Here is a 20,283-nt window from a genome sequence, read left to right as displayed (position 1 = left end):
GAGCGCTGGCTTACTTGCCGGGCTGCTTGACCAGACGCAGGTAGGGTTTCTGCTCGTCCCAGCCCTCGGGGAACAGCTTGGCGGCTTCCTCGTTGCTGAGCGCCGGCACGATGATGCAGTCGCCGCCCGGCTGCCAGTTCACCGGGGTGGCCAGCTTGTGCGAGTCGGTCAGCTGGAGGCTGTCGAGCACGCGCAGGATCTCGTCGAAGTGGCGACCGGTGCTGGCCGGATAGGTCAGCATCAGGCGGATCTTCTTGTTCGGGTCGATGATGAAGACGCTGCGCACCGTCAGGGTGTCGTTGGCGTTGGGATGGATCATGTCGTAGAGATCGCTGACCTTGCGGTCGGCGTCGGCCAGCAGCGGGAAGTTCAGGGCGCAGCCCTGGGTTTCCTGGATGTCGCCGACCCAGGCCTTGTGATCCTCCAGCGGGTCCACCGACAGGCCGATGGCCTTGGTGTTGCGCTTCTCGAACTCCGGCTTGAGCCGCGAGACCTCGCCGAGCTCGGTGGTGCACACCGGGGTGAAGTCCTTGGGATGGGAGAACAGGATCACCCAGCTGTCGCCGGCCCATTCGTGGAAGTGGATCGGGCCTTCGGTGCTTTCCTGGGTGAAGTCCGGGGCGATGTCGCCGAGTCGCAGTGCCATGCTGGCCTCCTGAATCGTGTTCGAAGTTCGATGCGTCGGGTGGCATCGCGGCGCGATGCCGGGAAATCGGAGAGGGCGAGCCCTCAGGGCGCCGGAGCGGCGGCGCCCAGGAAGCGTTCCTGCCAGTAGTCCAGCGCCAGCGAGGTCACGCTGACCCGTCGACCGCGGCCGGGGGCGTGAATCATCTCGTCGTCACCCAGGTAGATGCCGACGTGGCTGGCATCCCCGCCGCCGGCGGTATCGAAGAACAGCAGGTCGCCGGGGCGCGCCTCGTCGATCGGTGGCAGCTGCTCGAACTGGCGGCGCGAGGTGCGTGGCACGGGGATACCCGCCCGCGAATAGACCCGCTGCACCAGCCCCGAACAGTCCAGCCCGCTGGCATCGGTGCCGCCGAAGCGATAGGGCGTTCCCAGCGACTGGCGGGCTTCGGACAGGATCATCGCCCGATCCATCGACAGCCCCTCGGCGTCGCGGGTGGCGAGCTGGGGGCCGGCGCAGCCGGCGAGTGTCAGCAGCGCCAGCATCACCAGCGGCATCAGTCGCTCGAGGCGTATCTCGACGCAGGGCGCCGGGGTGGATGAGGCTGGCGTCGCTGACATGGGCATCTCTCGGGGCGTTCGTATTCCCTCTCGTTGTTCCCAGCCTAGCCGTCCAGCCCGCGGCTGTGAACATCAGCGGAAGGCGATTCTGGTGCCGTGGGTCAGCATCTCGTCCGGGGTCATGGCATGGCCGGGCACGCCGATCATCTCGTCGCCGCACTGGTCGGCCCAGGTCAGCACGCCGTGGCTCAGGCCCAGATCGCCCAGCAGGTCGCGGATCTCGCCGGTGCCGAGGAAGGTGAGGGTCTTGCCCTGCTTGTCGGAGAGGGTGGAGATGCCGTTGGCGTGGTGGAAGCGCACCGTGTAGATGCCGTCCATGGACTCCACCTCGACGATCGGCGAGAAGCCGTGGCCGAGGGCATGGGCGAGCTCCTTGAGGGTGATGTGGTCTCCCAGGCTCTGGTCGATGTTGGCCATCTCGGACTCCTGACGCGTGGTGGGTTGTACAGACAATGTAGAATCGGGAGACGCCCCTCGCCAGTGGCGATCCTGCATGTCAGGATACGAGAACAGGCGCAGCAGGCGTGGCCGGAGTGTTTGGCGTGGAAATCAGTATTTGTACAATCTCCGTATCGGAAAATCTTCGCGGTAGCATGACGTTCGGGGTGGAAAAGTCGCCATCTTGCCTCCATACCTGAGGCATCGCATCGATTCGACGACGTTCGAGCCCTGACCAGGAGATCCCATGAGCTTCAACGGCGAGCAACATCCCGGCGTGAAGACCGCCACCGGTGACACCGATGGCTTCCGCCTCAACCACACCATGCTGCGGGTCAAGGACCCGGAGGCTGCGCTGGCCTTCTACTCCCGGGTCTTCGGCATGTGCGTGCTGCGCCGCCTCGACTTCGAGGAGATGCAGTTCTCGCTCTACTTCCTCGCCAAGCTCGAGGACGGCGATCAGGTGCCGGAAGACACCGACGAGCGCACCGTCTGGACCTTCTCCCAGAAGGGCCTGCTGGAGCTGACCCACAACTGGGGCACCGAGCACCAGCCCGACTTCGCCTATCACGACGGCAACGCCGAGCCCCAGGGCTTCGGCCACATCTGCTTCACGGTGCCGGACCTGGACGCCGCGGTGGCCTGGTTCGACGCCAACGAGGTCGAATTCATCAAGCGCCCCGACCAGGGCAAGATGAAGGACGTGGTCTTCGTCAAGGACGTGGACGGCTACTGGATCGAGGTGGTCGAGGCCGCGAAGATGATTGGCAAGGGCGACTGAATCGGGCCCGGGTCGTCGGCGAGCGTTGACGGCCTGGCTTGTCGATATAGCCCAGGGGCATTAGGGTCTGCGACGTGTTTCACCATGGCGCATCCCGCCAAGGAGTCCCTATGTCCCTGTCCCGTCGTCCCCTCTCTCTCGTGCTCGCCGGCTCCCTGCTGGCCGTGAGCGGCGTTTCCCAGGCCGCCGAACCGGAACAGGTTCGCTTCTCCGTCCCCGCCTGGCCCGGCGTGACCGTCAAGACCGCGCTGGCGTCCACCCTGCTCGAGACTTTGGGCTACGCGCCCCAGTCGGCCGAGCTCGGCTCCACCATCACCTACGAGGCGCTGGCCCAGAACGAACTGGACGCCTTCCTCGCCGCCTGGCTGCCGGGCCAGCAGAGCATGTACGAGGCCGCCCTCGAGCGTGAGTCGATCGTCGACCTGGGCAACAACGTGGACGGTGCACGTCTCGGTTTCGCGGTGCCGACCTACGTCTACGAGGCCGGCCTGACCTCGGCCGAACAGCTCGACGATCCGGAGTATGCCGACCAGCTCGACAGCGCGATCTACTCCATCGAGGCCGGTTCCGGCATGAGCGAGATCCTCAACGGGGCGGTGGACAACGACACCTACGGCCTGGGCGACTGGCGTCTCTCCGAGACCTCCACGCCGGGCATGCTGAGCGCGGTGAAGAGCGCCATCGATCGCGAGGAATGGATCCTCTTCGCCGCCTGGACGCCGCACTGGATGAACATCGAATACGACGTTCAGTACCTCGACGATCCCGAGAACATGTGGGGCCCGGACGAAGGCGCCAGCGACGTGAAGACCCTGGTGACGCCGGCGTTCGCCGAGTCCAATCCCAACGCTTCCAGGCTCCTCGACCAGCTGAGCTTCAGCGCCGACGACCAGAGCGAGATGATCCTCGGCTTCAGCTATCAGGAGCGTGAGCCGGACGCCGTGGCCCTGGAATGGCTGCGCGAGCATCCGGCCCGGGTCAAGGTCTTCCTCGGCGGCGTGACCACCCGCGACGGCGAGCCTGCCTGGCCGGCGGTGCAGCAGGCACTGGAGATTCCGGACGCCTGATGCGCGATGCGCCATCGCACGACGCAAGAGGCCGCCCTTCGGGGCGGCCTCGCTGCGTTCAGGGGACCGATCGCTTCAGGCGAAGGCGTAGAGGTCCATCGCCAGTACCCCGTGCTCGATGCTGTGGTGCAGCCGCTCGGCGGGCCCACCGGCGCCCATGGCCACCAGCAGCGGCTGGAAGTGCTCGGGCGAGGGATGGTTGGCCCGCGCTTGGGGCGCGGCCTGCCAGTCGAGCAGGGCCTCGCGGTCGCCGGCGGTGAGGCGCTCGTGGGTCCAGTCGGCGAACCCGCCGACCCAGCCCGGCATCGGCGCGTCCAGCGCCTGGGTCGAGCGCAGGTCGTGGGTCAGGCTGCCGGAGCCGATCACCAGCATGTTCTCCTCACCCTCCGGTTTTCTCAAGAGCGCCTTGAGCCGATCCCCGAGCGCCACCAGCTCGGCGTTGGACCAGATGGTGGGCAGCGACAGCGAGACCACCGGCACGTCGGCCGCGGGAAACATCAGCGACAGTGGCACCCAGGCGCCGTGATCCAGGCCGCGCTCCACCGGCACGGCGTTGAGCTCGCGGGCCAGGCGCCTGGCCAGCTCGGGCTCGCCCGGGGCCGGGTACTGGCACTCGAACAGCGCGCGCGGAAAGCCGCCGAAGTCGTGGATGGTCTCGGGCCGCTCGCTGACGCTGACCATCAGGCGTCGGCTGGCCCAGTGGGCCGACACGATCACCACGGCGGCGGGTTTCAGGTGGCTGCCCAGCTCGCGCAGGAACTCGTGGGCCGGTGTGCGCGTCAGCGCCAGCATCGGCGATCCGTGGGAGATGAACAGGCTGGGTAACATGAGCACGGCCTCCTGATCGGGAGCGGGAGAAGGGCTCGACGCCGCCCGGCGGGCGGCGTCTCGGTGCTGTCGAAACGCGGCTCAGGCGAAGCGGCGGCTGAGCACCAAGCGCCCTCCGCCGAGGCCGGTCTGTGCCAGCAGGGCGATGGCCCAGAACAGCGGGAACTCCCAGCCGCCGCCCTCGTTGGAGAACATCCAGCCGTTGCCGGAATGTACCCAGGTGGCGCCGAGCAGGGTCGGGATCATGGCCAGGGCGACCCAGCGAGTGTAGACGCCCAGCAGCAGGGCGGCGCCGCCGCCGATCTCGGCCAGGATCGTCAGGTAGGCGAACTCGCCCGGCAGGCCCAGCGACTCGAAGTAGCCGACGGTGCCGGGCACCGTGAACACCAGCACCTTGAGCAGGCCGTGGGCCAGCGCCATGACGCCCAGCGACAGGCGCAGCAGGGTGATGGCCGCCGGCTGGAGGCGGTCGAGGGCGTTCGGCTGGGCGGCGGTGTGGGTCGTCATGGTGTCTCTCCGTCAGCGGGATGTTGTCGTGATGGACGGACACTCTAAACGCGGGCGATGGCGCGATAATCCGCTGCTAAGACACATTACTATTGCCTATTTGGCAACAATGTCGGAGGGAAATCCGGCGATCAGAGACCCAGCTCGTGTTCCCAGCAGGGGGGATCGCCCCAGGCATCGGCGAGCAGGGCCAGGAAGCGGTCGACCTTGGCCGGCAGGTGGCGGCGGGCCGGGTAGAGGCCGTTCACGTCCAGGACCGGCGCGGCCTCCTCGAGCTCGAGCGGCACCAGGCGGCCCTCGCGGATGCTGTCGGTGACCAGGAAGCTCGGCTGCTGCGCGATGCCGAGCCCGGCCTCGGCGGCGTGAGTCAGCACGTCGCCGTTGTTGCTCTCCAGCGGCCCGTTGACCCGGAAGCGGCTGTCGACGAACTGCCATTCCCCGCCCCGGCCGCCGGGGCGGTAGCGCAGGCAGCGGTGCCGCTCCAGGTCCGCCAGACGGCGCGGGGTGCCGTGTTCGGCCAGGTAGCCCGGCGAGGCGCACAGCACCAGCTTGCAGCGGGTGAGGCGGCGGGCGACGTGAGTGGAGTCGGGCAGGTGGCCGATGCGGATCGCCAGATCGTAGCCCTCCTCGAGCAGGTCGACCCGGCGGTCGTTGAGGTCGAGGCGCACCTCCAGGGCGGGATGCTCGACCATGAAGCGGGCCACCAGCGGCGCCAGGTGGCGGGTGCCGAAGCTCATCGGCCCGTTGAGGCGCAGCCGGCCGCGCATCTCGCTGGCGCCGCTGCCGACCTCCGCCTCGGCCTCCTCCAGCGACTGCAGGATGCCCTGGGCGCGCAGCAGGTAGCGCTCGCCGGCCTCGGTCAGGTGCAGCCGGCGGGTGGTGCGTTGGAGCAGGCGCACGCCGAGGTGATCCTCGAGTTCCATCACCTGCCGCGAGACGCGGGTGCGCGACAGGTCCAGCGCCTCGGCGGCGCGGGTGTAGCTGCCGAGCTCGGCGATCCGCACGAAGGCGGTCATGGCATCCAGCAGGTTCATGGGGCGCTCCCTGGCGTGGCCGACGGGGCTATCTTCGCACGCCCGCCCCTGAAACGACGACGGCGCCACCCGAGGGCGGCGCCGCGTGGAGCGAGCCTGGGAGGCGGCTCAGTGGTCGTGGTCGGCGTGCTCGTGGGCCGCGTCCTCGGTGGCCAGGGCGTCGTGCAGCAGCCAGGCGTTATGGCGCATCATGCCCAGCCAGGTGCTGGCCTCGCCTTCGGCCGCCAGGGCGCCGGAGTAGAGGGTGCCGGCGATCGGCAGGCCGGTTTCCTCGGCCAGCTGCTCGATGATCGCCGGGCTGGTCATGTTCTCCTGGAACAGCGCCTGAACGCCCTGGTCGTTGATCACCTCGATCAGCTCGGCCATGCGCGCGGCGCTGGGTTCGGCCTCGGTGGAGAGTCCGGCCGGCGACAGGAAGTCGACGCCGTAGGCGCGCGAGAAGTGGTTGAAGGACTGGTGGCCGGTGATCACCGCGGTGTGCTCGGGCAGCTCGTCCATCAGGGCGTGGACCTCGGCGTCCAGGGCATCGATGCGCTGCTGATAGTCCGTCGCGCGATCGCGGTAGTCGGCCTCGTGGGCCGGATCGACGGCGATCAGGCCGTCGCGGATGTTGTTCACGTAGAGCTCGCCGAGGCCCAGATCCAGCCAGGTGTGCGGGTTCATGCCCTCGTGAGCGTGGGCATGGCCGGCGTGGCCGTGATCGTCGTGGCCGGGCTCTTCGTGGTAATGCTCGTCGTGGCCGTGATCGTCGTGGCCGGGCTCTTCGTGGTCATGCTCGTCGTGGCCGTGATCGTCGTGGCCGGGCTCTTCGTGGTCATGCTCGTCGTGGCCATGTTCTTTGTGACCGTCGTCATGGCCGTGCTCCACCTCGTCCGCGTGGGCGGCCTCGCCGAGCGCCTGCTCGATGCCGTCGGTGGCCACCACGGTCGGCCCCGCGTAGTCGCTGGCCTCGACCAGCCGCGACATCCAGCCCTCGAACTGCAGGCCGTTGAGCACCACCAGGTCGGCCTCGGCCAGGGCACGGGCGTCGGTGGGGCGCGGTGTGAAGACGTGGGCGTCGCTGTCGGCGCCGACCAGCGAGGTGACCTCGACGTGGTCGCCGCCGATCTGCTCGACCATGTCGGCGAGCACGCTGAAGCTGGCGAGCACCTGCACGGGCTCCTTGGCCTGGGCGGCGGGCAGGGTCAGCAGGGCGGCGGCGCCGGCGGCGAGGGCAGAGGGCTTGGCGAAGGTCATCAGTGGGCTCCGAGACAGGAAAGGAATGACGGGTGAGGCGTCAGTGGTCGGCGGTCGGCGCGTTCAGCGGCGCGGCGCGGCGCCGATAGCGGGCGGTGAGGCTGTGCTGGCGCCCGAACAGCGCCGAGAACACGTAGGCCACGCCGGCCATCAGGATGATCGCCGGGCCGGAAGGCAGGCTCAGGTGATACGACAGCAGCAGGCCGCCGGCGCTGGCCACCATGGCCACGCCGATGGCGATGACGATCAGGCCCTCCAGGCGATTGCTCCAGAAGCGCGCGGTGGTGGCCGGCAGCATCATCAGGCCCACCGCCATCAGGGTGCCCAGCGTCTGGAAGCCGGCGGTGAGGTTGAGCACCACCAGTCCCAGGAAGACGCCGTGCACCAGGCCGCCGCGCACGCCCTGGCCGCGCAGGAACAGCGGGTCCAGGCATTCCACCACCAGGGCGCGGAAGATCACCGCCAGCGACACCACGATCAGGCTGGCGATGCCGGCGATCAGCAGCAGCGCGGTGGAGTCCACGGCCAGGATCGAGCCGAACAGCACGTGGGTCAGGTCGACGCTGCTGCCGCCCAGCGACACCATCATCACCCCCGCGGCCAGCGAGATCAGGAAGAAGCTGGCCATCGCTGAGTCCTCGCGGTGGCCGGTCATCTGCGACACGCTGCCGGCCAGCACCGCCACCAGCAGCCCCGAGAGGATGCCGCCGAGGCTCATCATCGGCAGCGAGAAGCCGGCGAACAGGAAACCCAGCGCCACGCCGGGGAGGATGGCGTGGGACATGGCGTCACCGATCAGGCTCATGCCGCGCAGCATCAGGAACACGCCCAGCGGCGGGGCGGCCAGCGACAGCGCCATGCCCGCCACCAGGGCGCGCTTCATGAAGCCGTAATCGAAGGGGGCGGCGAGCCAGGCATCAAGCAGGGCCAGCATGGGAAACCTCGGGAAAATCGAAGGGCAGGCGCGGGGCGCGGGCGGGCTGGCCGGCGTTATACTCGAGCAGCGCCTCGGGGCTGACCCAGCGGCCATGGCCGCCGGAGAGCATCAGCACGTCGTCGGCCAGGCGCGAGAGCTGTTCCATGTCGTGCAGCACCACGATCAGGGTGGCGCCCTTGGCGGCCATGTCGCGCAGCACGTCCATCAGCACCTCGACGGTCTCGGCGTCGACGTTGGCGAAGGGCTCGTCGAGCAGCAGCAGCTCGGCCTCCTGCATCAGGGTGCGGCCGATCAGCGCGCGCTGGCGCTGGCCGCCGGAGAGCTCGCCGAGCTGGCGGTGTGCCAGGTGCGAGATGCCCAGGCGCGCCATGATCTCGCGGCCGCGGCGATAGTGCGGGCCGCAGTAGCCCTTGAAGGCGCCGTGGCTGGGCCAGGTGCCGCTCATGATCAGCTCTTCCACGCTCATCGGGAAGGACAGGTCGAGGGCCAGCTGCTGGGGCAGCCAGGCGCGGCGCTCCTTGGGCACCTGGCTTTCGACGCTGCCGGATACCGGCGTCAGCATGCCCATGATGGCGGCGATCAGGGTGCTCTTGCCGGCGCCGTTGGCGCCGATCAGCGCGGTCACCGCGCCGTCCTGGAAGCGGCCGTCGAGGTGCTCGAGCACCGTCTGGCCGCCGCGGGCGAGCTGAAGGTCGTGCAGTTGCAGGCGTGCCATCAGGCGAAGCCTCCCGTGGCCCAGACCACCGCCAGCCACAGGATCGCCAGCGGGGCGGCGACCAACAGCAGCCGGCGCGGGGCGGACAGCGACATCAGCGAGAAATGGCAGGGCCCTTCGGGGCGATGGCGATGGGATCGATGCGCCATGGTGATACATCTCCGCGAAAGTGGCATGCGTTATAACATAACAATACGGGCGCTCGCCAGCGCCGTCTCCCGCGACTGGCGCGGCATCGACGCATGTGCGGCGCCGGGCCCCTGATCCTAGCACCGCGACGAGGCGCCGGGCCGGCCACGGGCGGCGGGCACCGCACCACCAGCGACCTGACCCGCCGGCGGCCGGCGCGCTACACTGCGCGCTCACACCCTGTGCTCGGAAGGAATCGTCATGACCCGCAAGACGCCCCTGCGCTCCCTGCTTGCCGCCACCCTGGCCACCGGCCTGGCCGTGACCGCCGCACCCGCCTTCGCCACCGGCGCCACCGGCCTCTACCTGGGCGGCGGCCTGGGCCAGATGCACGGTGATAACGACTTCGACGACGAAGCCGGCATGTACAAGCTGACCGCCGGCTACAATTTCGGCTGGCTGCCATTCCTCGATCTGGGCGCCGAGCTCGGCTATGTCAACGGCGACAGCCTGCACGGCGATGTCGACGGCCGCTCCGGCACGCTGGAGGTGGAGGCCTTCGAGGCGATGGGCGTGGCCGGGCTGAGCTTCGGCCCGCTGGGCGTCTACGCCAAGGCCGGCATGGCCGACTGGGACGCCGAGCGTCGCGGTCGCGGCCTGACCCGCGACGACTCCGGCACCGCCCCGGTCTACGGCCTGGGCGCACGCGTCGAGCTGCTCGACCTCACCGGCCGCCTCGAGGTCGAACGCCTCGACACCGACGAGATCGGCGATATCGACATGGTGACCGCCGGGGTGGTCTACACCTTCTGATGGCGTGGTCGCTGCTGAATGACGCGGGGCACGCCGATGGCGTGCCCCGTGTTTTTGTTCCCGGCGTCTCTGCCCCGGCCTGGGGGCAAGGAAGGCGGAGTCAGGCGCCGAATTCCTCGGTGTCGACATCCGCCTGCGCGGCCGCGCCGTAGCGGCCGCCCCTCACCTGGTCGGGCGTCAGCATGGCGTCCAGCCGAGCGATGGTCGCGGCGTCCAGGTGCAGCGATTCCGCCGCCAGGTTCTCGCGCATATGCGCGATGGAGCGCGAGCCGGGAATCGGAATGATGTCGTCGCCCTTGGCCAGCAGCCAGGCCAGGGCCAGCTGGCCGGGTGTCGTGTCCTGCTCTCGTGCCACGGCCTTGAGGTCGTCCAGCAGGCGCAGGTTGTGCGGGAAATGCTCGGCGCTGAAGCGCGGCATGCTGCGGCGCATGTCGCTCTCCTCCAGGCGGGCAGGATCTTCCACCGTCCCCGACAGGAAGCCCCGGCCCAGCGGGCTGAACGCCACCAGCGCGGTGTTCGACTCTCGGCACGCGGCGATCAGCCCGATCTCCGGGTTGCGCGTCCACAGCGAGTACTCCGACTGCACCGCGGCGATGGGATGCTCGGCCCGGGCACGGCGCAGGGTGGCGGCGGATACCTCGGACAGGCCGACGCCGCCGATCTTGCCTTCCTCCACCAGACGCCCCAGCTCGCCCACGCTCTCCTCGATCGGCACCGATTTGTCCCAGCGATGCAGGTAGTACAGGTCCAGATGGTCGGTGCCCAGCCGCGCCAGGCTCGCCTCGCACTGCCGGCGCAGCGTCGCCGGGCGGCCGTCGATCACTTTCTTGCCCTGCTCGGGATCGATGGCCATGCCGCACTTGCTGGCCAGCAGGATCTCGTCTCGCCGGCTCGCCAGCGCCTTGCCCACCAGCGACTCGTTGGCCGTGGCCCCGTAGAGGGTCGCGGTATCGACGTGGCGATAGCCCATGTCGACGGCCGCCTGCAGGGCGCGCACCGCCTCGGGCTCCGGCATCGGGCTGCCGTAACCGTGGGAGAGGTTCATGGCGCCCAGGCCGATGCGGGGCGAAGCGACTTCCTTGAGGCGAGCGAAGACGGTCGACATGGAGACTCCTCGTGGGGATGGGGCTAAGAGGGGGCAAAGCGGAAGAGGGCATCATGCCGGCTCAGGCCCGGGTGATCCAACCAGCGCGTTCAACTTCGAGCCGTGCAAAGCAACCTGAAACGTTGGCATCAAGAGGCGGGTGACGGTGGCGGATTTTGCTTAAGCCTGCTTAGCTAATTGCGTCGTTTCCTTATGGGCGCGCCGGTATCCCGACAGGGAACGGTATCCCTGTTATGAAGTCGGCACGGTGGCAGGTGTTATGACGCCTAATGGTGATTAATTTTATTTTTTTTCAATGGCTTGAGAGGCGGATGTTGGCGGTATAACCCGAATTAACGTGACGGCACGTTCCAGTGAACAAGCGAGCTGGCCACCTAATACCTGTTATACCGGAGAGGACTAACACTTCTAGCCTTCTCCGGCTTTTCCTTTCCTGCCAGCCTTACTCCACCAACCCACTTAACCGATCCGGGAAGTTGGTGAACATCCCGTCCACGCCCCAGTCGAGCAGGCGCTGCATCTGCTCGGGGTCGTTGATGGTGTAGGGGTGCACCAGCAGGCCGTTGGCGTGGGCCTGTTCCACAAAGCCGGCGTCGATCACGTCCTCGCCGTCGTAGACGACGTTGGGGCCGATGCCCACGGCGTAGTCGGCGATGGCCTGGAAGTCGGCGTCGCTGATCTCGGCGGGCGGCGGGGTCACCCCGGTCCATTCGGTCAGGCCGCTGCCGTCCTCGGCGGGGGAGTACCACACCAGCTGCACCAGCGGGATGTCGGCGTTGAGCGCGTGGACCTGCTCGAGGCTGTCCTGGCTGAACGACTGAATCACCACCGAGCCGGAGGCCACCAGCCCCTCGGCCTCGAGGGTCTCGACCAGCGCACGTTGCAGCTCCGGGTAGCGCTCCGGCGACTTGGTCTCGATGTAGTAGCGCACGTCGCTGCCGTAGCGGTCGATCACCTCGTCGAGGGTCAGCAGCTCGGCGCCGGCATAGGCGTCGTCGGCCCGCTCGGGGTGGGCGGCGTTGAACCAGCTGCCGGCGTCCAGCGCCTTGAGCTCGGCCAGGCTGTGGTCCTTCACCGGGCCGCTGCCGTCGGTGGTGCGGTCCAGGGTGTCGTCGTGGATCACCATCAGCTCGCCGTCGGCGCTCATGTGCAGGTCCAGCTCGAGGTAGTCGGCGCCCATCTCGCGGGCCTGCTGGTAGGCCGGCCAGGTGTGCTCCGGCGCGTGGCCGCTGGCCCCGCGGTGGGCGATGATCTGGAAGTCCTGCAGGTCGTCGAGCTGCTGCTGGAGGGCATCGGCCTGGGCCGCGAGCGGGGCGGCGAGGCCGAGGGCCAGGGCGGTGGCGAGGGGAAGGCGGATGGCGATCTTCATGGGAATCCTTTTATTGAATGATCGTACAACAACGTAGCGCGCCTGGCCCGAGTGAGCAAACGGCCGTTCGACGTGCGGGCTGTCAACGCTGCCTCGACATGCTTCCATGGGAAGATGACCGCTTCGCGGCCGTTCCATCACGCTTTCATCACCCTGCCATCACCACGAGGAGACACCATGAGCGATTCGTCCCCCTGTTCGTCCCCCTATGAGCGGACCCAGGCCGCGCTGGATGCCCTGCACGCACAGGACCCGCGCCGGGTGGAGGTGGCGGGGGAAACGCTGCCGCTGGAGCTGTGGCACGCCGGGCGCATGAGCGACTGGCTGAACGCGCTCGACGAGGCGCCGGACGAGCTGGTGCGCCTGGCGGTGCACAACCAGCACCTGCAGCGCTGGCAGGTGCCGCGGGGCGACTATCCCGAGGGCCGGGTGGGCTATCTGACCTGGCGCCGCGACCAGGGCAAGCGCGCCGGCGAGACGACCGCCCGGGCGATGCGCGAGGCCGGCTACGCGGAGGAGGACGCCGAGCGGGTGGCGGCGATGATCCGCAAGCAGAGCCTGGGGCGCGACGCGGGCACCCAGGCGGTGGAGGACTGCGCCTGCCTGGTGTTCCTGGAGAACTACTTCGCCGATTTCTCGAAGCAGGTCGATCACGACCACCTGATCCGTATCGTGCAGAAGACCTGGAAGAAGATGTCGCCCCGGGCCCACGAGCTGGCCCTGGGGCTGCCGATGAGCGACGAGGCGCGCCGGCTGGTGGAGGAAGCGCTGGCGGGTTGAGCGCCGGCCCGTCGTCACGGGCGCGCCGCCGCCGGCATGACCGGCGCCGGCGCAGGGCTCAGGCCCGTTGGGGCTCCAGCACCTGGCGATGCAGCGACTGGCCCGCCGCGTCCTTCAGGGTCACGGTCAGCGTCTCGCTCTCGCCGTCCAGGTCGACCTGACCGAAGAACTGGTAGCCGTCGGAGGGCGGCAGGTTGGCCTGGCCTTCCGGCGGCGCCTTCTGGAACACCACCTCGGGGCCGAAGGTGGCGTCGAGCTCGCCGGGGCCGAAGGTGCCGGCGTGCAGCGGGCCGCTGACGAACTCCCAGAACGGGGCGAAGTCCTGAAAGCTCGCGCGCTCCGGCGAGTAGTGGTGCGCCGCCGTGTAGTGCACATCGGCGGTCAGCCACACCACGTTGTGGATCGCCTCGTCGCGGATCGCCTTGAGCAGCCGGGCGATCTCCTGCTCGCGGCCCAGCGGCTGGCCGGGCTCGTCGTTGGCCACGGCCTCGAAGCGATCGTCGTCGCGCACCACCAGGCCGATGGGCATGTCGGAGGCGACGATCTTCCAGGTGGCGGTGGAATCGCGCAGCGAACTCAGCAGCCAGCGCAGCTGTTCCGCACCGAGCAGGTCGGCGCCGCGCTCCTGACGGTTGCGGTCGTTGGCGCCGCGGAAGGTGCGCATGTCGAGCATGAACACTTCCAGGCCCGGGCCGTAGGCGAAGCGGCGGTAGATGCGCCCGGGCGCCTCGGGGCGCTGACGCAGCGGCATGTGCTCGAGGAAGGCCTGGCGGCCTCGGGCGGCGAGCAGCGAGGCGTTCTTCTCGGTGTAGCGGTCGTCTTCCAGCAGCTCGCCGGGATACCAGTTGTTGGTGGTCTCGTGATCGTCCCACTGGGCCAGCATCGGCACCTCGGCGTTGAAGCGCCGCACGTTGGCGTCCAGCAGGTTGTAGGCGTGCTGGCCGCGGAATTCCTGCAGGGTCTCGGCCACCTTGAGCTTCTCCGGCGTCACCCGGTTGCGCCACAGGCTGCCGTCGGCGAGTTCGACGCTCTCCTGCAGCGGGCCGTCGGCGTAGACGGTGTCGCCGGAGTGGATGAAGAAGTCGGGGCGCTGGTCGAGCATGGTGGCGTAGGTGGTCATGCCGCCGCGCGACTCGTCGATGCCCCAGCCTTGGCCCACGGTGTCGCCGGACCACACGAAGCGCACGTCGCGTGGCGTCTGCGGCGGCAGGCGCAGCCGGCCGGTGACCGGTTCGCTGATCGCACGGTGGTCGCCCAGGGCGGCGAAGCGCACCCGGTAGTGCACCTCGTCCATGCCGCCGAGCCCGGTGGCGTCCAGCTTCGCGGTGAGGCCGCCGGTCGGCAGCGCTTCGGGGCCGTGAAGCTGGCGGGCGGCGCGGAACTCGGGGTTGTCGGCGATCTCGAGCAGCATCCGGGCCGGGCGGTCGACCCGCGACCACAGCATGGCGCGGTCGGCGAGCATGTCGCCGCTCATCACGCCGCCGTCGACGACCGGGCGCCGGGCTTCGGCCAGCACGATGCCGGGGGCGACCAGGCCGGTGCCCAGCGTGGCGCCGCCGGCCAGGCCGAGCTTGAGTACGCCGCGTCGCGTCATGCGCATGATCCGTCTCTCCTCAGGGGTGAATCCCCTAGGATGGCGGCGGTCGATGACGCTGGCTTGGCAGCCGTGTGACGTCGCGGTGACCTTGACCTGCGTCATGCCATCGTTGCCCTCGCTTGACAGATCGGCCCCTCCCTCCCCATATTTGCACTTGATAATCGTTATCATTAACTGGCCCTATCGGGAGGGTGACATGGCCTATCACATCCGGGCGGCGTCTCGCGGTACCAGCCCCAGCCTGCAGATCTGCGATGTCAGCGCCTGTTCCGTACGCATGGCCTGGCAGCCGTGCGTGGCGTCGGGCGAAGAAGAGGATGAGGCCGAGCTGGAGGCGCTGCGTCGCGATGAGGCCATCGCCGAGCATCTGCGCCGCTTCCTGCAGACCACCGAGCGCTATCTCAAGGGCGAGCTGGATGGCATGCCTCGCCTGGGCGCCTGGCGCCGAAGCTGAGCGAGCGGCCGAGCCGGCACTCAGGCGTCGCCGAGCGTCACCGTCAGCGTGTCCTCGCCCTCGCAGGGCTTACCGTGGCGCAGCACCAGGCGCCGCTGGCGCAGGTTCATGACCACCGCGAACAGTGTCTCCATGCGTTCCTCGGCCGGCTGGTCGGGGTTGAAGTGGCGGCAGATCGAGAGCGGGGCGTTGTCGTGGTCGGCGAGCATCGCGAACAGCGCCTCGGCATCGACCGCCGCGCCCAGCGGCAGCCGTTCGCGCAGCAGTGCGTCGATGCGCGTGAGCCGGGTGTCGGAGTCCGGCCGCGGGAAGTCCTCCACCTGGCAGGTGGCGGTCTCGGCGTAGAGGTGGTTGGTATGGGTGACCGCGCCGCCGCGGGGCTCCAGCACGCCGGGCAGGCCGGGATGCACCTCGAAGCCGGCGGAGCGGCCGTCGCCGCTGGCGATCAGGAAGTGGGCCGGCGAGCAGACCCGGTCGTGGGTGACCACCCGGGTCGCCGCGTCGAACGACTCGGCCTCGAGGATCTTGCGCAGCGCCACGTGGATCGGCAGCCCCTCGCCCAGGGTCCGCGAGCGAATGGCGTTGAGGCACACGCCCACCCCGTTCTCGTTCAGGCCGATCTTGGCCACCATGCCCGCCTCGCCGACGCTGACCAGCGCCGGGGCGCCCGTCGGGCGCAGCTCCATCGCCACCACGTTGTGCAGCTGGTCGCTGCGCCAGTCCCAGTTCTGGGCCAGCCACTGGGTGCCGTCGCGGTTGATCGAGAGCGCGGTGCAGCCGCCGCTGGCCTGGGTCAGCGAGATCTCGCTGCGGCAGTTGAGGGTGAGGATGTCCTCGACATCGAGTCCGGCGCCGCGGGCGATGCCGGCCATCTCGTCGAGAATCTCGGGGAAGCCGCGTTCGATCATCGGCACGAAGCGTTCGGCGACGCGGCGGGCCTCGGCCCAGCGCAGGCCGACGAAGTCGTGGAACAGCCGATCGTAGACCTCGATGCTCGAGGTGATCAGGGCGGCGTGGGTGCGGCCGTTGGCCTCGCCGATCTCGGCGCGGGAGCCGGAAAAGACGCTGAGCATGCAGACCTCCAGAGCGAGAGAGGGAATGCGCTCAGCCTAGCAGGATCGGAAGGGGCGCCGGGCGGAAGCCTCGCCCGGCATCTATGTGGTACGGGACTGATCCGTCGACAGGTCGACGAGGGGCGCTGTGAACCCGTCCATGGGCGCTACTTTTGCCATCCATGGCAAAAACCCCCTCTATGACCTGTCCCCGGCGCCCCGTTTCATGCTGGGCAGCGGGGCGGTATCAGCTCTTGCGCGGGGCGTTGTAGACGCTTTCGTCCAGCTCGCCTTCGCTCTTGCCGACCAGGGTGGTGACCATCAGGTCGCCGGCCACGTTGACGCTGGTGCGCGCCATGTCGAGCAGGCGGTCGATGCCGGCGATCACCGCGATGGCCTCCAGCGGCAGGCCGATCTGGGCCATGACGATGGACAGCATCACCAGACCGGCGCCGGGCACGCCGGCGGTGCCGATCGAGGCCAGGGTGCCGGTGACGATGATCATGCCGTAGTCGGCCAGGCTCAGGTCGAAACCGATCAGCTGGGCGATGAACACCGCGACCACGCCCTGATAGATGGCGGTGCCGTCCATGTTGATGGTGGCGCCCACCGGCAGCACGAAGCCGGACACGCCCTCGGAGACGCCGAGGTTGTTGCGCGCGCAGCGCAGCGATACCGGCAGGGTGCCGGACGACGAGGCCGAGGAGTAGGCCACCACCAGGGCGTCGAGGATGCCCTGCAGGTAGCGCAGCGGATTCAGCCTGCCGATCAGCGCCAGCAGGCCGGAGTAGACCAGCAGCACGTGCAGGGCGCTGGCCAGGTAGGCCACGCCGATCACCTTGGCCAGCGGCAGCAGCACCTCGAGGCCGTAGCTGCCGGCCACATGGGCGATCAGGCCGAACACGCCGATCGGCGCGAAGGCCATGACGATGTTGGTCAGCTTGACCATGGCCTCGGCGAAGCCTTCGAACACGCGCACCACCGGCTCGCCCTTGTCGCCGATCAGGGTCAGCGAGATGCCGAGCCCGATGGCGAAGACGATGATCTGCAGGATGTTGCCGCTGGCCAGGGCATCGATCGGGTTCTGCGGCACCAGGCCGACCAGGATCTCGCGCAGGCTGGGCGCCTCCTTGGCCTCGACGCCGCCGTCGAAGCTCATCTCCAGGCCGGTGCCGGGCTGGAACAGCCAGGAGGCGAACAGGCCGATGGCGATGGCGAAGGCCGTGGTCAGCAGGTAGAGAGCGATGGTGCGCGCGCCGATGCGGCCCATCTTCTGCGGGTCGCGCATGGCGGTGATGCCGACCACCAGGGTCGAGAACACCAGCGGCACGATCAGCATCTTGATGGCGTTGATGAAGATATCGCCGAGCGGCTTGAAGAGGCTGGCATCGTCGCCGAGCAGGGCGCCGGTCAGGACGCCGAGCGCCAGGCCGGCGAGGATCTTCTGCCACAGCGGGATGCGCCGCCAGAGGCCGCCGCCGGTGGTCGTCGTGGAATCGGTCAAGGGAATGGCTCCTTTCTGTTTTATCGGCTTTTAGTAGCGGGAAATCATGCCGGAGCGCGATTCTACAGAAAGGAGTATTTAAAAACTTACGTAAGTGCGGCAGTGATTCACTGCTGTGGCAGCACCTCGTCCAGCAGTGCCATGAAGGCCGACCATGAGCGCTCGTCGGCGCGCTGCCGATAGCGGTCGGTATCGAGGACGGTGAAGGCGTGGGGCGCGCCCGCGTAGATGCCGATCTCGTAGTCGACGCCCGCGCCTTCCAGCTGACGGGCCAGCGATGTCACGTCTTCCAGCGGGATGGCCTCGTCGGCGCCGCCGTGGGCGATCAGGATCGGCGGGGTGTCCGGCCCATAGCCCTGGCCCTCGGGGGTCGCCAGGCCGCCGTGGAAGGTGGCGTAGCCGTGCACGTCCTCGGCCGCGCCGCTTCGCGCGAGCTCCAGCGCCACGGCGCCGCCGAAGCAGTAGCCCATCACCACGGTCGGCGTTGCCGCGCCCTGGGCGCGGGCCTCGGCCAGCCCGGCCAGGGTCAGCTCGCGCATGCGCTCGCGGTCCTGGTAGAGCTTCGCCGTCTCGGCCTTCTTGGCGTCGGTTTCCACCGGGCGGTTGCCCTGGCCGTAGAGGTCGAGGGCGAAGGCGTCATAGCCCTGTTCGGCAAGCATCTCGGCGCGCCGGCGCTCGTAGTCGGTCAGGCCGTCCCAGTCATGGACGATCAACACCGTGCCGCGGGGTTCGTCGTCGGCCGGGGCGAAGTAGCCGGTGAAGGCTTCGTCGTTCACGCGATAGTCGATTTCCCGGCCGTCGGCCTGGGCGGTGCTGGCCAGCGCGGCCAGGGTCAGAAACGTCAGCGGTCGCATCGTGGGGCTCGGCGATGGAGGAATGGATCCTCAGTATAGGCGGCCAGCGTTGAAGCGCTCGTTCGATCGCTGAAACGCGGGAAGGGAGGCTTGCCAATCAAGATGTTGCAGGCGGCTTGGCGGTTTCCAGCGTTGGCAGCCACGGGTTGTGTTTTAGGCGGAGGCCTTCCAGATTGAGGGGGTGTGATTCGCGCAGCGGATGATTCGAGCAACCAGAGCGAGACCAACAATCATGAAGAAACGCGTTCTAGCATCGGCGGTGGCCGCGACCACCCTGGCCCTCTCCGGCATGGCCCAGGCCGAGGTCAAGATCGGCTTCCTCGGCGGCTTCACCGGCGGCATCGAGAGCCTGACGCCGCCGATCTTCGATGGCGCCAATCTGGCGGTACAGCAGATCAACGAGCAGGGTGGTCTGCTGGATGGCCAGGACATCGTCATGCCGACCGGCGATACCACCTGCTCCGACGCCTCGGCGGCCTCCAACGCGGCCGACCGCATGGTCAACACCGAGCAGGTCACCGCCATCGTCGGCGCCCTGTGCACCGGCGCCACCGTGGCCGCGGCCAACAATGCCGCCATCCCGGGCGGCGTGACCATGGTTTCCCCGGCGTCCACCGCGCCGGCGGTCACCGAGCTGGATGACAACGACCTGGTCTTCCGCACCGTGCCCTCCGACGCCTTCCAGGGCGAGATGCTGGCCAAGCTGCTGCTCGACAAGGGCATCCAGGAAGTCGCGGTCACCTACGTCAACAATGACTACGGCCGCGGCCTGGCCGATGCCTTCGTGGCCGCCTACGAGAACGGTGGCGGCATGGTGCTGGAGAACCTCGCCCACGAGGATAACCGCGCCGACTACCGCTCCGAGCTCGGCTCGCTGGCCGCCACCGGTGCCCAGACACTGGTGGTGCTGGCCTACGCCGATACCTCCGGCCAGACCGTGGTCCGCCAGGCCTACGAGAGCGGCATGTTCACCCAGTACGTGGGCGGTGACGGCATGGTCGGCGACAGCCTGGTCGAGGCCATCGGCGCCGACGTGCTCAACGGCATGATCGCCACTCGTCCGGGCAGCCCGGAGCTGCCGGGCACGGCCATGTTCAACCAGCAGGCCAACGCGGCCGGCATCGATCCCAGTGCGGTGTTTGCCGCCCAGGCCTACGACGCTGCCTTTCTGCTGGGTCTGGCCATCGAGGAAAATGGCAGTGCCGACCGCGAGGGTCTGAACGAGGCGCTGCGCAGCGTCGCCAGCGCCCCGGGCGAGGTGATCCTGCCCGGTGAATGGGAGAAGGCCAAGGAGCTGATCGCTGCCGGCACCGAGATCAACTATGAAGGCGCCTCCGGTACCCACGAGTTCGATGCCAACGGCGACGTGCCGGGCGTCGTGCAGGAGATGCTGGTCGAGGACGGCACCTTCACCATCCAGGGCTACGTCGACGCCGAGGAATAAGCGCGACCGTACCGTTCCAACGAACGCCCCGCCCTCGTCTTCAGAGGGCGGGGCGTTTTTGGCTGCGGCCGCTTCGCCACGACACGGGGCGAGGTACGATCCGTTCGGGAGGTCAGATCAGAAAGTCCTTGCACTACCCCGGTGATAGCCCGTAGGATACGCATCCGCTGCCGGCGACGGGCAACGTTGCAGGCGGTAATGAGTGGCAAAAGCGCTTGTTTTTCTTGAGGTTTTTCGGCGATTGTCGAAATCGCTCGATTGACAGGGTCAGCGGAATCGGTAAAATGCATGCCACTCGATCGGATGTCGCTTCACGCTGTTGTCGCGATGGTCGGTCACCCGCTTCGCTCTCTCGAGAGCTTGAAGATCACCGGTTGACACGACGCACCGATCA

General features: G+C 68.5%; 22 protein-coding genes. 6 read left to right on the top strand and 16 right to left on the bottom strand.

Translation table 11 applies throughout. The features are described 5' to 3' along the window. Positions 1-10 precede the first annotated feature (10 nt). The 3 genes from UN84_RS09815 to UN84_RS09805 form a co-directional block, all read right to left on the bottom strand. Complete coding sequence (locus UN84_RS09815) at positions 11-646, bottom strand: peroxiredoxin (RefSeq protein ID WP_046077890.1); 636 nt, start codon at positions 644-646, stop codon at positions 11-13. An 83-nt stretch (positions 647-729) separates the two neighbouring features. Continuing rightward, the gene (locus UN84_RS09810) at positions 730-1,245 is read right to left on the bottom strand and encodes a C40 family peptidase (protein ID WP_046077889.1); all 516 of its coding nucleotides are present in this window, start codon (positions 1,243-1,245) and stop codon (positions 730-732) included. Between the two features lie 72 nt (positions 1,246-1,317). Continuing rightward, on the bottom strand, positions 1,318-1,662 hold the full coding sequence (locus UN84_RS09805; RefSeq protein ID WP_035595751.1) for a DUF6482 family protein: 345 nt from the start codon (positions 1,660-1,662) through the stop codon (positions 1,318-1,320). A 268-nt stretch (positions 1,663-1,930) separates the two neighbouring features. Between UN84_RS09805 and gloA the strand changes: the two genes are divergently transcribed. Both gloA and UN84_RS09795 read left to right on the top strand, forming a co-directional pair. Then, the gene (gene gloA / locus UN84_RS09800) at positions 1,931-2,464 is read left to right on the top strand and encodes a lactoylglutathione lyase (RefSeq protein ID WP_046077888.1); all 534 of its coding nucleotides are present in this window, start codon (positions 1,931-1,933) and stop codon (positions 2,462-2,464) included. 110 nt (positions 2,465-2,574) lie between these two features. After that, a complete protein-coding gene (locus UN84_RS09795; protein ID WP_046077887.1) occupies positions 2,575-3,531 on the top strand; it encodes an ABC transporter substrate-binding protein in 957 nt (318 codons plus the stop codon). A 75-nt stretch (positions 3,532-3,606) separates the two neighbouring features. Here the strand turns inward: UN84_RS09795 and UN84_RS09790 are convergent, their stop codons facing one another. The 7 genes from UN84_RS09790 to UN84_RS09760 all read right to left on the bottom strand — a co-directional run bounded on the left by UN84_RS09790 (position 3,607) and on the right by UN84_RS09760 (position 8,937). Next, entirely contained in the window at positions 3,607-4,359 is a 753-nt protein-coding gene (locus UN84_RS09790) for a DODA-type extradiol aromatic ring-opening family dioxygenase (RefSeq protein ID WP_046077886.1), read from the bottom strand. A gap of 81 nt (positions 4,360-4,440) precedes the next feature. Continuing rightward, on the bottom strand, positions 4,441-4,866 hold the full coding sequence (locus UN84_RS09785) for a DoxX family protein (protein WP_046077885.1): 426 nt from the start codon (positions 4,864-4,866) through the stop codon (positions 4,441-4,443). A gap of 131 nt (positions 4,867-4,997) precedes the next feature. Continuing rightward, entirely contained in the window at positions 4,998-5,900 is a 903-nt protein-coding gene (locus tag UN84_RS09780; protein ID WP_046077884.1) for a LysR family transcriptional regulator, read from the bottom strand. 108 nt (positions 5,901-6,008) lie between these two features. Continuing rightward, a complete protein-coding gene (locus tag UN84_RS09775; protein WP_046077883.1) occupies positions 6,009-7,136 on the bottom strand; it encodes a metal ABC transporter solute-binding protein, Zn/Mn family in 1,128 nt (375 codons plus the stop codon). 40 nt (positions 7,137-7,176) lie between these two features. Next, positions 7,177-8,070: a metal ABC transporter permease gene (locus UN84_RS09770; RefSeq protein WP_046077882.1), complete on the bottom strand. Its 894-nt coding sequence runs from the start codon at positions 8,068-8,070 to the stop codon at positions 7,177-7,179. Next, positions 8,054-8,788: a metal ABC transporter ATP-binding protein gene (locus UN84_RS09765; RefSeq protein WP_046077881.1), complete on the bottom strand. Its 735-nt coding sequence runs from the start codon at positions 8,786-8,788 to the stop codon at positions 8,054-8,056. Before UN84_RS09765 ends, UN84_RS09770 begins: the two co-directional genes overlap by 17 nt. Then, positions 8,788-8,937: a hypothetical protein gene (locus tag UN84_RS09760; protein WP_173834991.1), complete on the bottom strand. Its 150-nt coding sequence runs from the start codon at positions 8,935-8,937 to the stop codon at positions 8,788-8,790. Before UN84_RS09760 ends, UN84_RS09765 begins: the two co-directional genes overlap by 1 nt. A 241-nt stretch (positions 8,938-9,178) precedes the next feature. Here UN84_RS09760 and UN84_RS09755 point away from each other — a divergent pair, with 241 nt between their 5' ends. Then, positions 9,179-9,730 carry an outer membrane protein gene (locus UN84_RS09755; protein WP_046077880.1) on the top strand — a complete coding sequence of 184 codons (552 nt, stop codon included), beginning with the start codon at positions 9,179-9,181 and terminating at the stop codon, positions 9,728-9,730. A 100-nt stretch (positions 9,731-9,830) separates the two neighbouring features. Here the strand turns inward: UN84_RS09755 and UN84_RS09750 are convergent, their stop codons facing one another. Then, positions 9,831-10,835: an aldo/keto reductase gene (locus tag UN84_RS09750; protein WP_046077879.1), complete on the bottom strand. Its 1,005-nt coding sequence runs from the start codon at positions 10,833-10,835 to the stop codon at positions 9,831-9,833. Between the two features lie 442 nt (positions 10,836-11,277). Beyond that, entirely contained in the window at positions 11,278-12,204 is a 927-nt protein-coding gene (locus tag UN84_RS09745) for a glycerophosphodiester phosphodiesterase (protein ID WP_046077878.1), read from the bottom strand. Between the two features lie 177 nt (positions 12,205-12,381). Here UN84_RS09745 and UN84_RS09740 point away from each other — a divergent pair, with 177 nt between their 5' ends. After that, on the top strand, positions 12,382-12,984 hold the full coding sequence (locus UN84_RS09740; RefSeq protein ID WP_046077877.1) for a DUF4202 domain-containing protein: 603 nt from the start codon (positions 12,382-12,384) through the stop codon (positions 12,982-12,984). 58 nt (positions 12,985-13,042) lie between these two features. On the opposite strand, the gene UN84_RS09735 is transcribed toward UN84_RS09740, so the two are convergent. Next, positions 13,043-14,584: an alkaline phosphatase D family protein gene (locus UN84_RS09735; RefSeq protein ID WP_046077876.1), complete on the bottom strand. Its 1,542-nt coding sequence runs from the start codon at positions 14,582-14,584 to the stop codon at positions 13,043-13,045. A 193-nt stretch (positions 14,585-14,777) separates the two neighbouring features. Between UN84_RS09735 and UN84_RS09730 the strand changes: the two genes are divergently transcribed. Next, entirely contained in the window at positions 14,778-15,035 is a 258-nt protein-coding gene (locus UN84_RS09730; protein ID WP_046077875.1) for a hypothetical protein, read from the top strand. Between the two features lie 20 nt (positions 15,036-15,055). Here UN84_RS09730 and UN84_RS09725 read toward each other — a convergent pair whose 3' ends face one another. The 3 genes from UN84_RS09725 to UN84_RS09715 all read right to left on the bottom strand — a co-directional run bounded on the left by UN84_RS09725 (position 15,056) and on the right by UN84_RS09715 (position 18,445). After that, positions 15,056-16,108, bottom strand: a complete 1,053-nt coding sequence (locus UN84_RS09725) for a C45 family autoproteolytic acyltransferase/hydolase (RefSeq protein ID WP_046077874.1) — start codon at positions 16,106-16,108, stop codon at positions 15,056-15,058. A 226-nt stretch (positions 16,109-16,334) separates the two neighbouring features. Beyond that, a complete protein-coding gene (locus tag UN84_RS09720) occupies positions 16,335-17,591 on the bottom strand; it encodes a dicarboxylate/amino acid:cation symporter (protein ID WP_035595784.1) in 1,257 nt (418 codons plus the stop codon). A gap of 107 nt (positions 17,592-17,698) precedes the next feature. Continuing rightward, positions 17,699-18,445 (bottom strand): dienelactone hydrolase family protein, encoded by a 747-nt coding sequence (locus UN84_RS09715; RefSeq protein WP_046077873.1) that lies wholly within the window; start codon positions 18,443-18,445, stop codon positions 17,699-17,701. A 229-nt stretch (positions 18,446-18,674) separates the two neighbouring features. Between UN84_RS09715 and UN84_RS09710 the strand changes: the two genes are divergently transcribed. After that, a complete protein-coding gene (locus UN84_RS09710) occupies positions 18,675-19,889 on the top strand; it encodes an ABC transporter substrate-binding protein (RefSeq protein ID WP_046077947.1) in 1,215 nt (404 codons plus the stop codon). Positions 19,890-20,283: the final 394 nt, after the last annotated feature.

Origin of the sequence: Halomonas sp. HG01 (assembly GCF_000968715.2) — a bacterium.
In the GTDB taxonomy this organism is placed as follows: Bacteria; Pseudomonadota; Gammaproteobacteria; order Pseudomonadales; family Halomonadaceae; genus Halomonas; species Halomonas halophila.
This window is presented reverse-complemented; position numbering and strand designations above follow the sequence as displayed.